This is a genomic window from Cellulomonas gelida (assembly GCF_006538725.1).
Classification (GTDB): domain Bacteria; phylum Actinomycetota; class Actinomycetes; order Actinomycetales; family Cellulomonadaceae; genus Cellulomonas; species Cellulomonas gelida.
Genome location: NZ_BJLQ01000010.1, coordinates 28,496 through 41,992, shown reverse-complemented (window position 1 = coordinate 41,992; position 13,497 = coordinate 28,496). Strand labels below are relative to the sequence as shown.

Below are 13,497 nucleotides of genomic sequence, written 5' to 3'. Positions count from 1 at the left end.
CACGTGCCGCGGCGGCGTGGGAGCGCCGACGGTCCATGACGCGCCGGCCTCTCGACCATAAGCACGTCCCGCGGCGGTCGCACCTCGAGCGCAGAGGTCATCCACCCGCGGCGGGCCGAGGGGGCGTTGACCTCGGGAGCTGCCCGCGCGGCCCTATCCTGCTCGTGGTGACACGCACCGGCGAGAGGGTGAGCAGGTGACGGAGCAGCTCGACCCCGACCGCGCCGAGCACTCCGTCGAGGCGGAGGCGGCTCTCGCGGCGCTGTCCGCACGCTACGAGACCGATCGGCTGCGGTGGCAGCTGGCCGTCAGCGCGGGTGGGGTCGGCAGCTTCGACTGGGACCTGCGCACCGGCAGGCTCGACTGGGACGACCAGCTGCTCGAGGTGTTCGGCGTGACCCGCGAGCAGTTCGGCGGGACGATCGAGGCGTTCGACGCCCTCGTGCACCCCGACGACCGCGCACGGGTCCAGGCGGCGCTCGACGCGGCGATCGAGTCGGTCGCGATGTACGTCGCCGAGTACCGCGTGTTGCGCGGTGACGGGACGCTGCGGTGGGTCAAGGCGCGCGGACAGGCGCTCGCCGGGCCGGATGGTCGGACGGTCCGCCTCCTCGGGGCGGCGTACGACACGACCGGCGAGCGAGACGCCGAGGCGCGCGTCGACCGCGTGCTGGAGACCATGCCGGGGGCGTTCTTCCTGCTCGACGACGAGTGGCGGTTCGCCTACGTGAACACCGCGGCGCAGAAGATGCTCGGCGTCCCGCGTGACGACGTGCTCGGCGGTGTGCTGTGGGAGCTGTTCCCCGCCCTGTCCGGCTCGGTGTTCGACGAGCAGTACCGGGCTGCCGCCGCCGACGGTGAGCCGCGCGCGTTCGAGGCGTACTACCCAGCCCCGCTGGACAGGTGGTTCGAGGTCCGGGCGTGGCCTGGTCCCGACGGCCTGTCCGTCTACTTCGACGACGTGTCGGCCCGGCATGCCGCACAGGACGAGGCGCGCGCGGCCCGGGAGCTCGCGGAGGCTTCGTCGCGCCGGTTGTCCTTGCTGGCCGACGTGGGCAACGACCTGAGCTCCACGCTGGAGACCGAGGAGGCGGTGCGCAGGCTCGCACGTCACCTCGTCCCGACGTTCGGCACGTGGTGCCTCGTGACGATGTCCGAGGACCACCGGCAGCTGCGCGACATCGCAGCGTGGCACCAGGACCCCGAGCGCCGCGAGACCGTCACGTCGTACGCCTCGCTGCGGATCGACGCGCTGGCTCCCGAGTCCTACCTGTTCCGCGCGCTGCGCACCGGCGAGCCGGTGACGGTCGAGGACGCCACGTCCGCGATCAGCCAGGTGCTGACCGGTGCCGCGCGGGACGTGCTGCGCGAGCTCGCCCCGCGCACCGCGTACGCGGTCCCGATGCGTGCGCGCGGGCGCACCGTCGGCGCGATCACTCTCTTCCTCGACGAGGACAGCCCGGACCTGGCGCCGGACGACCTCACGCTCCTGGTCCAGCTCGCCGACCGCGCGGGCATGGCGCTCGACAACGCCCGGCTCTACCAGGGGCAGCGCGCGATCGCGGCGGGGTTGCAGCGCTCCCTGCTCGCCGCGCCGGCCGAGCCCGACGACCTGCACGTCGTCGCGCGCTACGTGGCGGCGGCTGAGGCGGCGCAGGTGGGCGGGGACTGGTACGACGCCTTCGTCCAGCCGTCCGGGGACACCGTGGTCGCGATCGGCGACGTGATGGGCCACGACACCCCCGCCGCCGCTGCCATGAGCCAGGTCCGGACCCTGCTGCGAGGCATCGCGCACACGTCGGGCGGCACGCCCGCGGAGGTGCTGCGCGCGCTCGACTCGGCGACCAAGGCGCTGCACATCGACGCGATGGCCACCGCCGTGCTGATGCGCCTCGAGCAGTCCGACGAGCAGCGGCGGCGGGGAACGACCACGCTGCGCTGGACGAACGCCGGGCACCCACCCGCGGTGCTCGTCGCGGCGGACGATGCCGTCTCGCTTCTCGAGTCGCGGCCCTACGAGCTCGTGCTCGGTCTGGACCCCGCGACCCCACGGACCGACCACGTCATCGAGGTGGCGCGCGGCTCGACGGTCGTCCTCTACACCGACGGCCTGATCGAGCGGCGTGGCGAAGGCCTGCTCGCGGGGATCGACCGTCTCCTGTCGACCGTGCGCGAGGTGCTGCCGCGCGCGAGAGCGGCTGCGCGCGGTGACTCGCTGCTCGACCTGGACCTCCTGGTCGACCTGCTGCTCGAACGCCTCACCCCGGGCGGCGAGCCCGACGACGACGTCGCGCTGCTCGCGGTCCACCTGGCGCCGCAGGCCTGACGTCCGGACGCGACTGCCGGTCCGAGGCCGAGGCGACCTGACGTCGTGACGAGGTCAGCGCCCGGGCACAGGCGCTGCCGCGACGTCGGGGAGCCCGAGGAGCCGGCGCCCGGCGGACCGGATCGCGGCCTCGAGGGCGTCGTCGTCGAGCGCGGCCACGGCCGGGTCGACGGCCGGGCCGACGAGCCCGGACAGGAAGATCGCCGCGCGGACCAGCGCGCCGGCGTCGGCCTGCGGTCCTGTGAGCGTGTCGCGCAGCCGGTCGAACAGCGCGGCCTGCGCCGCGGACCGGCGGCCCAGCTGCGCTGCGGCGACGTCGCGCAGCACCACGGAGTACAGCGTGCGGTGCTGCACCGCCTGGTGGGCCAGGCCGTCGACGAGCAGCGCCGCGCGCTGCGGCTGCGGGTAGCGCTCGACGTCGTAAAGCAGGTCGGCGAACCCGGCGAACGCCGGGGCGAGGACGGCGTGCACCACCGCTTCCTTGGTGCGGAAGTGGTAGTACACGGCCGCCTTCGTCACCCCGAGGTCGTCGGCGATCATCTGCAACGAGGTGCCAGCCACCCCGTGCCGGGCGAACAGCTCCAGTGCGCGGGCGACGAGCCGCTCCGGCGCGGCGTCCCCGCGCGGCACGTCAGGCCGTCCGCGGGTGCTGCACGCACCACTGCAGGGACTCGCGGATGGCGGCCGGGACGTCGTCGGGCTCGATGCCCAGTACGGCGCTGAGGGCCGGGTCGCTCACCGCGTCGCGGTCCTGGAACCGCGCCGAGTCCGGCAGGTGGATCCCGTGCTCGACGCCCGCGGAGGCAGTCTGCTCCTGCGCCGCCTCGTAGGCGGGCAGCACGGCCTCGAGTGGCACGACGACGACGTCCTTCGGGTCGCGGCCGAGCGCCTCGCAGCACATCTGGTGGAACTCGAGGTAGGTCAGGCCGTAGGCGTTGATGGGGTAGCGGCCGCCGTGCTCGCCGTGCTCCATCGCGCCGACCGCCGCCTGGGCGACCTGGCGGACCGTGACCGAGGACGTCGACCCGCCGAGCACCGCGATCGGGCCCTGCTGCGCGGCGTCCATGTCGAGGAACATCTGCCACAGCGGACGTTGACCGGGGACGAGCCCGAAGATGTAGGGCAGACGCAGGCTCATGACGTCCATCGCGCCGTCGCCCTCGAGGTAGGCGACCTCCTCCTGGGCGAGGCGCGTGCGCGGGTAGCCGTTGCGGCCGCGGTAGTCCAGGTCCGGCCACTGCTCGGCCCACTGCGCGGTGTACGACCCGTACAGGACGAACTTCGCGACGCCCGCCTGGCGGGCCAGGCGCGCGACGCGCTGCGTCGGGACGACGTTCGCCTCGTAGAAGAACCGGGCTGCGGGGGCCGGGGGGATGACGCGCTCGTCGGAGCCGAGCGCGTAGAACACCGCGTGCTTGCCGCGCAGCAGGTCGAGCACCTCGTCGTCGGACAGGTCTGCGACGTCGGCCCAGTGCGCGTCGACCTGCTCGGGCAGGAACGAGTCGCCGTCGAGCGGCAGCGAGAGCGTCGAGACCGCGTGGCCCCGCGCGAGCAGCTCGAGCGTCGTGTGGTAACCCAGCAGGCCGGTGCCGCCCAGGACAAGCGTGTCGTTCATGATCGCCTCATCGTGTCGTCGTCGCGTGTCAGTCACGCTAGGACCGCGGTTCGGGGCACCCCCGGGAGCAAAGTCCTAGCCGATCGGCTAGGAGACCCCTCTCTGCTGCGCCGTGACGTCGACACCACCATGGCGTGACATGACGCCATAGTGGTGTCACTATGGCGTCATGCAGATCACGCATCACGTCGAAGAGCTCCAGAGGCAGCTCGTGGCCGCGGGCGCGGCGGGGGACGCCGCCGCACAGGGGCAGGCCGAGCGACTCGTCACCGCGCTCGAGCCCGCCGCGCGCCTCGCGATCCTGGAGGCGCTGTCCGAGGCGGCGGGGGAGATCACCCGGGAGCTCGCGCCGGGCTCGGTCGACGTGCGCCTGCGCGGCCGCGAGGTCCAGTTCGCGGTCACCAGGCCCGCGTCCGACGAGGGCCCGGGCGGTGTCCCGTCCACGACGCCCACCCCGCCCGACGAGCCCGACGACGGCTCCACGTCCCGCACCACGCTGCGCCTGTCGGAGACGCTCAAGGCGCGCGCCGAGGCGGCGGCCGCCGCCGAGGGGATCTCGCTCAACACCTGGCTCGTGCGCGCGGTCAGTCTCGCGCTCGAACCCCGCCCGGCCGTGCGCGAGTCGCGCGGCACGTCGTTCACGGGGTGGGTCCGTTGAGGTCGTTCCCGGTGGACGGCCCTGCTGAGGTGCGCGTCGAGATCCAGATGGGGCGCATCGACGTCGTCGCGAGCGACCGGTCGGACGTGACCGTCTCGGTCTCGCCGTCGAACCCGCGACGGTCGGGCGACCGTGCGGCGGCCGAGGGCGTCAAGGTGAGCCGGGTGGGGGACCGCGTGGTGGTGACCGGGCCGTTCCGGCTCGCCATCTTCGGTCCCGGTGACTCGGTCGACGTCGTCGTCGAGGTGCCGGAGGGATCGGCCGTCGAGACCGCGAACAAGTACGGGGCGACCCACTTGTCGGGGCGGCTCGGCGCGGTGCGCGCTGACGTCGCGTACGGCGAGCTCGCGGTCGACTCAGCCGAGCGCCTGGCCGTGGTGGGCGGGCACGGCGAGGTGCGCGTGACGCACGTCGCCGGCGACGCCGAGGTGTCGTTCAAGTCCGGCTCCGCGCACATCGGCCGGGTCGACGGGTCGCTGCGCGTGACCGGGTCGGACGGCCCGGTCGTCGTCGACGCGGTCGGGGGTCTCGCCGAGCTCGCCTCGTCGAGCGGGTCGATCGAGCTGCGCACGGTCGGAGCCGGAGCGACGATCCGCTCCGCCTACGGCGCGGTGCGGGTGCGGGAGGCCGCGCGCGGCGTCGTGCAGGTCGACGGCTCCTACGGCGACGTCTCGATCGGCGTCCGGCGCGGCACGGCCGTCTGGCTCGACGCGTCGTCGCGGCACGGCGTCGTCCGCACCGCACTGGCCAACGACTCGGGCCCGGCGCCCGACGAGGAGGCCCTCGAGGTGCGCGTGCGCACCGGCTACGGCTCCATCACCGTCGACCGCTGCGACCCGCAGACCGCATGAGGCGACCACCAGACCACACGAGAGGACCTCCACCATGACCCCGGCCATCCAGATCCAAGGCGTGCGCAAGTCGTTCGGCGACACCGTCGTGCTCGACGGCATCGACCTCGACGTCGCCGCGGGCACCGTCCTCGCGCTGCTCGGCCCGAACGGCGCCGGCAAGACGACGACCGTCCACATCCTGTCCACGCTCCTGCGGCCCGACGCCGGCACCGCTCGCGTCGCCGGTCACGACGTCGTGCGCGAGCCCGCCGCGGTGCGCGCCGCGATCGGCGTCACCGGCCAGTTCTCGGCGGTCGACGCGCTGCTCACGGGCGAGGAGAACCTGCGCCTCATGGCGGACCTGTGTCACCTCGGCAAGGTCGAGGGACGACGCCGCGTCGCCGAGCTCATCGAGCGATTCGACCTCGGCGAGGTCGCGCGCAAGCCGCTCGCGACCTACTCCGGCGGCATGCGCCGACGCCTCGACCTGGCGATGACCCTCGTCTGGCGCCCGCAGATCGTCTTCCTCGACGAACCCACGACCGGGCTCGACCCGCGCAGCCGCGCCGAGATGTGGCAGATCGTGCGCGAGCTCTCCGCCGCGGGCACGACGATCCTGCTCACCACCCAGTACCTCGACGAGGCCGACGAGCTCGCCGACCGGATCGCGGTGCTCGACCGTGGCGTGATCGTCGCGCAGGGCACACCGACCGAGCTCAAGCGGCTCGTGCCGGGCGGCCGGATCCGCCTCGAGTTCGACGACCAGGACAGTGTGCGCGCCGTGGCCGGCGCCCTCGGTCACGCACCGCGTGACGACGAGGGCCTCGCGCTCGAGATCCCCAGCGACGGCAGCCTCGCCTCGCTGCGCGCCGTCATGGACGAGCTCGACCGCAGCGGCGTCGAGGCGCGCTCGCTGTCCATCCACACCCCGGACCTGGACGACGTGTTCTTCGCGCTGACCGGTCACGACGCCACCGTCCCCGACGCCACCGTTCGCGGCGAGAACGCCGCCCGAGAGGAGGTCGCGTCATGAGCGCGATCGCACCAAGCCTGACCGACGCGACCACGATGCTGCGGCGCAACATCCGCCACGCCGTGCGCTACCCGATCATCACGTACCTGATCGCCCTGCCCGTCGTCTTCCTGCTGCTGTTCGTGTACGTCTTCGGCGGCACGATGGGCGCCGGGCTACCCGCCGGCGACACCGCGTCCTACCTGCAGTACGTCGTGCCGGGCGTCCTGCTCCTGACGGTCGCCGGCGGCGCGACAGGCCCGGCCATCTCGGTGGCGCAGGACCTGAGCGAGGGCATCATCACGCGCTTCCGCACCATGAACATCTCCCGCTCGGCGGTGCTGATGGGTCACGTCCTCGGCAACACGATCCAGCTCATGATTGCGACCGTCGCGGTCCTGCTCGTCGCGCTGCTCATGGGCTTCCGTGCGCCGGCGAGCGTCTGGGGCTGGCTGGGCGCCGCGGGGCTGCTCACGCTCATCAGCTACGCGCTGTGCTGGCTGGGCGTCGCGTTCGGCGTCTACGCCCGCGGGGTCGAGAGTGCGAGCAACCTGCCGATGCCGATCATGATCCTGCCGCTGCTGAGCAGCGGGTTCGTGCCGACGGAGTCGATGCCCTCGTGGATGCAGTGGTTCGCCGAGCACCAGCCGTTCACGCCGTTCATCGAGACCCTGCGCTCGCTGCTGTTCGGCACGCCCGTCGGGTCGGACGCGTGGATCAGCCTCGCGTGGATCGTCGTGATCGGCGTGGGCGGCTGGCTCTGGGCCCGCCGCCTGTACGAGCGCAAGACGCTGCGCACCCCCTGACGCTGCGCGCGGGCGTCGGTGCGAGGACCGCGCTCAGTCGGCGTCGCGCGGGGATGCGGCCGGTCGGCCGGGAGGTCGGGGTGCACGGGCGTCGCGCGGCATGCGGTTCGCCTCGGTCAGCGCGCGCCGCAGCAGGAGGTCGACCTGAGCGTTGAGCGAGCGCAGGTCGTCGGCGGCCCAGCGGGCCAGCGCGTCGTGCACGGCGGGGTCGAGGCGCAGCAGCACGGACTTGCGCTGGCGTCGGGCGGGGGTGGCCCCGCCCGACGCGAGCGCGTCGGCGTCGTCCGTCACGCGTACAAGCTGCCCGTGTTGACGACGGGCGTCGCTCGGCTGTCGCCGCACAGCACGACGAGCAGGTTCGAGACCATGGCCGCGCGGCGCTCGTCGTCGAGCGAGACGACCCCGTCGCGCTCGAGGCGGGACAGCGCGTCCTCGACCATCGAGACCGCACCCTCGACGATCCGCTCGCGCGCGGCGATGATCGCGCCCGCCTGCTGCCGCTGCAGCATGGCCTGGGCGATCTCCGGGGCGTACGCGAGGTTGGAGATGCGCGCCTCGATGACCTCGACGCCCGCGATGACGACCCGCGCGGCGACCTCGGCGGCGATCTCGGCGGAGACGACCTCGGTCGCCCCGCGCAGCGACTGCTCGCCGTCCTCGGCGTGGTCGTACGGGTGCGCCATCGCGACGTGTCGCAGGGCGGACTCCGACTGCACGCGCACGAAGTCGGCGTAGTCCTCGACGGCGAACGTGGCCTTGGCGGTGTCCGCCACCTGCCAGACGACGATCGCGGCGATGTTGATCGGGTTGCCGTCGGCGTCGTTGACCTTGAGCTCGTTGGTCTCGAAGTTGCGCACGCGCACCGAGACGCGCCGCTTCGTCGTCAGCGGAACCGTGAGGACGAACCCGGTCCGCCGAACCGTGCCGAGGTAGCGCCCGAACAGCTGGACCACCTTGGTCTGCCCGGGGGAGACGATCGTCAGACCGGAGAACCCGAGTACCGCGAGCAGCAGGGAGAGCACCCCGACGAACCCGAGCGCGCCCGCTCCCGCGTCAGCGGCGGCGAAGAGCGGCATGGAGGCGACCACGAGGCCCAGGGACAGCAGCAGGACGAGAGCGGCGCCGCCCGAGCCGACCGTCCATGCCGACCGCTCCTCGACGCCGACGCGAGCACCCGCGTGGCCGACGGGCCTGCCTGCGGGGTCGCCGCCCTCGGAGCTCTGCGGGGGGACGGTGTCGGTCATGGGGCTCTCCTCGAGGTCGATCGCCGGGCCATCCGTGCGATATCAAAGTGATATCACATTGGGGCGCACGGGCCTGAACGGCCCAGGTGGCGTCACCCGACCGTGCCACGATGCGCCTCATGCCGACCTCGGACCCCGCGACCTGGGTGACCACGACCCACGAGTGGGCTGTGGCCGTGGACCACGCTCACCTGGAGGCGATCCGCTGCGACCCTCAGCGGTACGCACCCGGCGGGGCGCTGCACCTCGTGCTCGAGGTCATGGCCTACGCCGACGAGGAGGCCGCCGCGTGTGGACGGCGCGGCACGTGCGTCGTCACGCGGCACGCGGACGGGTCGGTCTCGGTCGTCGACGACGGGCGGGGGACGGACACCCGGCAGCAGCGCGACGGCGCGCCGATCAGGAAGCCCGTCATGGCGACGCGCGACGTGCGCTTCTTCGACGGCGCCCACGACGTGCTGCTGCCGGACGGCTACCCTCGGCGAGGCATCTCCGTCGTCGCCGCACTGAGCACATGGCTCATGCACACGAACCGTCGCACGAACGGGGCGTGGACCCAGCGCTACGAGCACGGCATCCCGACGAGCGGCCTGGTGCCGGTGGAGCCCACGGGGGAGACGGGCACGGCGGTGCGTTTCAGCGTCGATCCCCGGCTGTCCGTCGACGACCTCACGGGACGACTGCGAGCGCTGCCCGGGTTCGGGTGGCTGACCACGACCCTGGAGTCTCAGTAGCCGTCGTGCGTCTGTAGCCGGGGCAGTGTGTGATCTCAGGACATCCAGGACGGTGTCTCGCGTCATTTCGGACAGCGTGTCCCGAGTCATCGCGGACACGTCGAGGGTCACGATGGCCGGGCATGTCGAAGGCTCGTCTGGTCATCACCGCTGTCGTGCTCGAAGGTCGCCCGGTCGCGCAGGTCTCCCGCGACTACCGAGTCGCCCGCTCGTGTCTACAAGCTGCTCACGCGCTACCGAGTGCACGGGGAGGCAGCGTTCGAGCCTCGTTCGCGACCCCCGCACAGCTCCCCGCACGCCACGCCCGGCCCGGTCGTCGAGCTCATCGTCGAGCTCCGCAAGGACCTGACGGCCCGAGGCCCGGCCGCCGGCGCGGACACCATCGCCTGGCACCTGCACCACCACCACGACATGGTCGTCGCACGCGCCGCAGCGACCGCCTACCGGGCGAGATCCTGCGCGAGCTCACCCTCGACCCCACCCGCGACTACCAGCCACAACACCCACGAACCCGGAAATGACGAACGCCCGAACCCACGAAACGCAGGTTCGGGCGTTCTCGATGTCCTGAGACACCACACTTGTAGCGGGGGCAGGATTTGAACCTGCGACCTCTGGGTTATGAGCCCAGCGAGCTACCGAGCTGCTCCACCCCGCGTCGGCTCGCCAACCATACGTCAGCCGCGGCTGGTGTCCAAATCAACCGGATGTGACGCCCGCCGCACGGGCCGGCGCAGCGCGCCCTGGGCGACGACGACACCGACGACGACGAGCGCCCCGCCCACGGGCTCGTACCACTCGAGGTGCTCGCCGAGCACGGCCGTGCCGAGCGCGACGCCCACGACCGGCGTCAGGTACGTGACCGTCGAGGCGCGCTGCGCACCCCACGTGGCGACGACCTGCGTGTTCCACACGTACGCGATGCCGGTGCCCAGCACGCCGAGCAGGACGAGGCTCGTCACGACGGAGGTCGACAGCGTCACGGGCTCGCGCGCGACGAACGGCGCGAGCAGCAGCATGACGACCGCGGCGGACCCGACCTGGCCGGCGGCGACGGTCTCGGCCGGCAGATGCAGCGGGGTCACGAAGCGACGCAGATAGGTCATGCCGAGGCCGTAGCAGGCGGTCGCGCCGAGGCACGCGAGGACCGCGGGCAGGGGAGCGGACTCGGCCAGGTCGCCCAGGTAGGTCCACGGGCCGACGATCACGACGACCCCGACGATGCCGAGCGCGAGGCCGAGCCCCTGACGGCGGGTGAGGCGCTCGGCGGGCAGGAGCGCGGCTGAGGCCGCGGCGGTCATCAGCGGGGTCGTGGCGTTGAGGATCGACGACAGCCCCGAGGCCAGGTGCTGACCGGCCCACGCGAAGGCGAGGAACGGCAGCACGCACAGCAGCAGCCCGGTCACCGCGAGGTGGCCCCAGGCGCGGGGGTCGCGCGGCCAGCGGCGGCGGGTCACGGTCGCGACGGCGAACAGGGCGAGCCCGCCGAGCACGATCCGGCCGAGCGCGACCTGCGTGGGGGCCAGGCCTTCGAGCGCGACCTTGATGAGCAGGAAGCTCGAGCCCCAGATGAGGGCGAGCGCGACGTACTTCACGACGATGCGCCCGGCGGCCGGTGCGGGGCCGGGCGTGGGAGCCGACGCGGTCGTCGGACCGGCGGGCGGGACCGTGGTGGGGGACGGGGTCACGGCACGACGATCCTGGACCGCGCCCACATGAGGCAAGCGAATGTCGTTCATGTGCTCATAGACTCCGTTCATGCCGACGCTCGCACAGCTCCGGGTGCTCGCCGCGGTCGTCGACCTCGGCTCCTTCACTGACGCTGCAGCGGCGCTCGACGTGAGCCAGTCGGCCGTGTCACACGCCGTCGCCGCGCTCGAGAAGGAGGCCGGGGGTCGGCTGATCGAGCGTGGCACGCCCGCCACCGCGACACCGCTCGGGACCCGCCTGCTGCCGCACGCGCGCGCCGCCGTCGCGTCGGCCGACGCCTACCTCGCCGACGCGGCGACGGGTCGCCACCGCGGCACCGTCCGCCTCGCGGCGGTCCCGACCGTCTGCCAGGGCCTCATGCCCGCACTCCTGAAGCACTGGTCGGCGCGGCTGCCCGACGTGCACGTCCAGGTATTCGAGGGCGACGACGACGAGATGCCCCAGTGGCTCGAGGGCGGCATCGTCGACGCCGCCGTGCTCGTCGACCCCGACGTCGGCCATCCGGGCGGGGTGCTGGTGGGCCGGGACGACTTCCGCGCCGTCGTGCGCTCGGACCACCCGCTCGTCGCCGAGCCCGCGATCGACCTGGCCGAGCTGCAGGAGGACGGCCTGCTCGTCTCCGGAGGCGGGTGCGAGGCGCAGGTCCGCCGCCTGCACGCCGTCGCCGGCCTGCCGTACCGCGCCGACCAGCGCGTCCGCGAGCTCGCGACGATGGTGCGCATGGTGGCCGAGGGGATCGGCGTCTCGATCATGCCGAGCCTCGGGGGAGGGCTGCTCCCGCCCGGCGTGGTGATGCGCCCGCTGACGCCCAGCGCGACGCGCGACCTGGTGCTGACGGGTCCCGCGCGCCGTCCGTGGCACCCGCTCGTGCGCGCGCTGGTCGAGGCGACGGACCCGCTCGTCGTCCCAGGGCACCCGGCCGACGAGCGCGCCGGCACCCGGCACGACAAGCACGCGACCGCCCGGAGCTGAACCCGCGGGGGTCAGCTCGTGCGCTGCGCGAGCTGGAACCCGCCGGCGTCGTACACGATCCGGAACGTCGTCCCGGCGAAGCGGTCCTGGGCGTACTGCGCGGCGTCGTTCGGGGCCGGGTTCCACCCGCCGCCGTACTGGTCGATCAGCACGTAGTCGGGCACGGGGTTGTTCGCGTTCCCGACGTAGAACACGTCCGTGCGGTCGACCAGGTACGACATGAGCCCGATGTCGGTCTCCACCGTGGCGTCGTCGGGGATGGTCGCGAGCACCTGACGCGCCTCGACCGCGCGGTCGGACTGCGCCCACAGGTCGTCGGGCCGTCCCAGCCGCGCGACGTCGAGCTGCGGGACGAGCATCGCCGCGACCGCCACCGCCACGGGGGCGGCGGCGAGCGAGTACCGGCGCAGCCATGGACGGGGCGAGCGGCGTGCCAGCAGCACGCCGTCGAGCAGCGCCGCGAACGCGACGGGCATGAGCACCGCGCTGTAGTGCCACGTGTGGCCGTAGTAGTAGCCGTTGTCGGCGTAGAAGCGCCACATGATCGTCGGCAGTGCGACGAGCAGGATCGGGGACCGCACGCCGATGAACCCGGTGATCGCGACGAGCAGGAGCAGCGTGATGATCTTGCTGCCGTCGTCGACGAGGAGCGTGATCGCCGTCCACGGGTGGGTGGCGATGCCGACGACGTCGATCCGGGAGCCGTAGTCCCACTGGTCCTGCGTGTTGAGCGCGGGGATCAGCACCGCGGTCGACAGCACCGTCCACCCGAATCCCCACCCGGTGAGCCACAGGCCCAGCGAGGGCCGCTGCGTGTCCCGGCCGCGCATCTTCCACCACAGCACCAACCCCAGGGCCGCGACCGTCAGGCCGAGGTCCTCCTTGACGAAGACGAGCGGAGCGGCCCACAGGGCGGCGGCGAGCCAGCGCTCGCGGAGCAGCGCGACGAGCGACAGGGCGAGCAGCGGGACCGCGAACGCGATCTCGTGGAACTGCGCGGCGACCGCGCCGACCAGCCCGAAGCTCACCGCGTACGCGGCACCGACGAGCGTGCCCTGCAACGCGCCGAGCAGGCGCACCGCGTGCCGGCCGACGACGTACGTGGACGCCGCGAACAGCAGGCCCTGGACCACGAGCAGCGTGAGCGCGTGCGGGAACAGCCGGTACGGCACGCCCAGCACGGTGAGCAGCGGGTGGAAGTGGTCGCCCAGGAGGTTGAAGCCGTCGCCCTTGATCGTGACGATCGGCGCCTCGAGGTGGGCGTACCGCCGGGCGAGCTGCGTGAAGATGCCCAGGTCCCACGACGGCGACTCGAACCGGCGCCACTGCAGCACCGAGTACGTCACGTAGGTGGCGGCGGCGAGCAGTGCGACGACGAGCGGACCGGCCCACGCGGCGACGCCCCGAGGCTCCGGCGGGGCGAGCGGCTCGCTGTCGACCACGGGCGCTGCGGCCGTGGCCGTCGCGTCGGTGCCGTCCGCACCGTCGGGCTCCGTGGGCTCGGCGGGGGCGGGCGCCCCGTCGGGTGTCTTGGTCGTGTCGTCGGTCACAGCCACCGGGGAATCATGACAGCCCACGCTGTCCTCG

The 13,497-nt window shown here is 73.0% G+C and carries 13 protein-coding genes and 1 tRNA gene; 7 read left to right on the top strand and 7 right to left on the bottom strand.

All coding sequences use genetic code 11. From position 1 onward, the window contains the following. Nucleotides 1-196: 196 nt before the first annotated feature. Nucleotides 197-2,326, top strand: a complete 2,130-nt coding sequence (locus tag CGE01nite_RS06505; protein ID WP_141369747.1) for a SpoIIE family protein phosphatase — start codon at nt 197-199, stop codon at nt 2,324-2,326. A 54-nt stretch (nt 2,327-2,380) separates the two neighbouring features. Here the strand turns inward: CGE01nite_RS06505 and CGE01nite_RS06500 are convergent, their stop codons facing one another. Both CGE01nite_RS06500 and CGE01nite_RS06495 read right to left on the bottom strand, forming a co-directional pair. Next, nucleotides 2,381-2,956 carry a TetR/AcrR family transcriptional regulator gene (locus CGE01nite_RS06500; protein ID WP_141369745.1) on the bottom strand — a complete coding sequence of 192 codons (576 nt, stop codon included), beginning with the start codon at nt 2,954-2,956 and terminating at the stop codon, nt 2,381-2,383. A gap of 1 nt (nt 2,957) precedes the next feature. Continuing rightward, complete coding sequence (locus CGE01nite_RS06495) at nt 2,958-3,941, bottom strand: NAD-dependent epimerase/dehydratase family protein (RefSeq protein WP_141369743.1); 984 nt, start codon at nt 3,939-3,941, stop codon at nt 2,958-2,960. Between the two features lie 169 nt (nt 3,942-4,110). Here CGE01nite_RS06495 and CGE01nite_RS06490 point away from each other — a divergent pair, with 169 nt between their 5' ends. Genes CGE01nite_RS06490 through CGE01nite_RS06475 form a run of 4 tightly spaced genes read left to right on the top strand, consistent with a single transcriptional unit; the run spans nt 4,111 to nt 7,250 of the window. After that, complete coding sequence (locus CGE01nite_RS06490; protein ID WP_141369741.1) at nt 4,111-4,599, top strand: toxin-antitoxin system HicB family antitoxin; 489 nt, start codon at nt 4,111-4,113, stop codon at nt 4,597-4,599. Nucleotides 4,600-4,610: 11 nt separating this feature from the next. Further along, a complete protein-coding gene (locus tag CGE01nite_RS06485) occupies nt 4,611-5,450 on the top strand; it encodes a DUF4097 family beta strand repeat-containing protein (RefSeq protein ID WP_141369739.1) in 840 nt (279 codons plus the stop codon). 34 nt (nt 5,451-5,484) lie between these two features. Then, nucleotides 5,485-6,465 carry an ATP-binding cassette domain-containing protein gene (locus CGE01nite_RS06480; protein WP_141369737.1) on the top strand — a complete coding sequence of 327 codons (981 nt, stop codon included), beginning with the start codon at nt 5,485-5,487 and terminating at the stop codon, nt 6,463-6,465. Continuing rightward, nucleotides 6,462-7,250, top strand: a complete 789-nt coding sequence (locus CGE01nite_RS06475; protein WP_141369735.1) for an ABC transporter permease — start codon at nt 6,462-6,464, stop codon at nt 7,248-7,250. Before CGE01nite_RS06480 ends, CGE01nite_RS06475 begins: the two co-directional genes overlap by 4 nt. Before the next feature lie 33 nt (nt 7,251-7,283). Here the strand turns inward: CGE01nite_RS06475 and CGE01nite_RS06470 are convergent, their stop codons facing one another. After that, nucleotides 7,284-7,541, bottom strand: a complete 258-nt coding sequence (locus CGE01nite_RS06470) for a type II toxin-antitoxin system antitoxin (RefSeq protein ID WP_141369733.1) — start codon at nt 7,539-7,541, stop codon at nt 7,284-7,286. Further along, nucleotides 7,538-8,494 carry an SPFH domain-containing protein gene (locus tag CGE01nite_RS06465; RefSeq protein ID WP_048342048.1) on the bottom strand — a complete coding sequence of 319 codons (957 nt, stop codon included), beginning with the start codon at nt 8,492-8,494 and terminating at the stop codon, nt 7,538-7,540. Before CGE01nite_RS06465 ends, CGE01nite_RS06470 begins: the two co-directional genes overlap by 4 nt. Nucleotides 8,495-8,613: 119 nt before the next feature. Between CGE01nite_RS06465 and CGE01nite_RS06460 the strand changes: the two genes are divergently transcribed. After that, nucleotides 8,614-9,228 (top strand): DNA topoisomerase subunit B, encoded by a 615-nt coding sequence (locus CGE01nite_RS06460; RefSeq protein ID WP_141369731.1) that lies wholly within the window; start codon nt 8,614-8,616, stop codon nt 9,226-9,228. A 584-nt stretch (nt 9,229-9,812) separates the two neighbouring features. Here the strand turns inward: CGE01nite_RS06460 and CGE01nite_RS06455 are convergent. Both CGE01nite_RS06455 and CGE01nite_RS06450 read right to left on the bottom strand, forming a co-directional pair. After that, nucleotides 9,813-9,886 (bottom strand) — tRNA-Met (locus tag CGE01nite_RS06455). 19 nt (nt 9,887-9,905) lie between these two features. Beyond that, the gene (locus CGE01nite_RS06450) at nt 9,906-10,916 is read right to left on the bottom strand and encodes a DMT family transporter (RefSeq protein WP_229747384.1); all 1,011 of its coding nucleotides are present in this window, start codon (nt 10,914-10,916) and stop codon (nt 9,906-9,908) included. 70 nt (nt 10,917-10,986) lie between these two features. Between CGE01nite_RS06450 and CGE01nite_RS06445 the strand changes: the two genes are divergently transcribed. Then, entirely contained in the window at nt 10,987-11,910 is a 924-nt protein-coding gene (locus tag CGE01nite_RS06445) for a LysR family transcriptional regulator (protein ID WP_082156210.1), read from the top strand. Nucleotides 11,911-11,921: 11 nt separating this feature from the next. On the opposite strand, the gene CGE01nite_RS06440 is transcribed toward CGE01nite_RS06445, so the two are convergent. Next, a complete protein-coding gene (locus CGE01nite_RS06440; protein ID WP_229747385.1) occupies nt 11,922-13,466 on the bottom strand; it encodes a DUF2079 domain-containing protein in 1,545 nt (514 codons plus the stop codon). Nucleotides 13,467-13,497 lie beyond the last annotated feature (31 nt).

Excerpts from the sequence above, each read along its gene's own strand:
- CGE01nite_RS06495 (WP_141369743.1), bottom strand. The coding sequence starts at position 3,941 with ATGAACGACACGCTTGTCCTGGGCGGCACCGGCCTGCTGGGTTACCAC.
- CGE01nite_RS06490 (WP_141369741.1), top strand. The coding sequence starts at position 4,111 with ATGCAGATCACGCATCACGTCGAAGAGCTCCAGAGGCAGCTCGTGGCC.
- CGE01nite_RS06480 (WP_141369737.1), top strand. The coding sequence starts at position 5,485 with ATGACCCCGGCCATCCAGATCCAAGGCGTGCGCAAGTCGTTCGGCGAC.
- CGE01nite_RS06475 (WP_141369735.1), top strand. The coding sequence starts at position 6,462 with ATGAGCGCGATCGCACCAAGCCTGACCGACGCGACCACGATGCTGCGG.
- CGE01nite_RS06465 (WP_048342048.1), bottom strand. The coding sequence starts at position 8,494 with ATGACCGACACCGTCCCCCCGCAGAGCTCCGAGGGCGGCGACCCCGCA.
- CGE01nite_RS06460 (WP_141369731.1), top strand. The coding sequence starts at position 8,614 with ATGCCGACCTCGGACCCCGCGACCTGGGTGACCACGACCCACGAGTGG.
- CGE01nite_RS06445 (WP_082156210.1), top strand. The coding sequence starts at position 10,987 with ATGCCGACGCTCGCACAGCTCCGGGTGCTCGCCGCGGTCGTCGACCTC.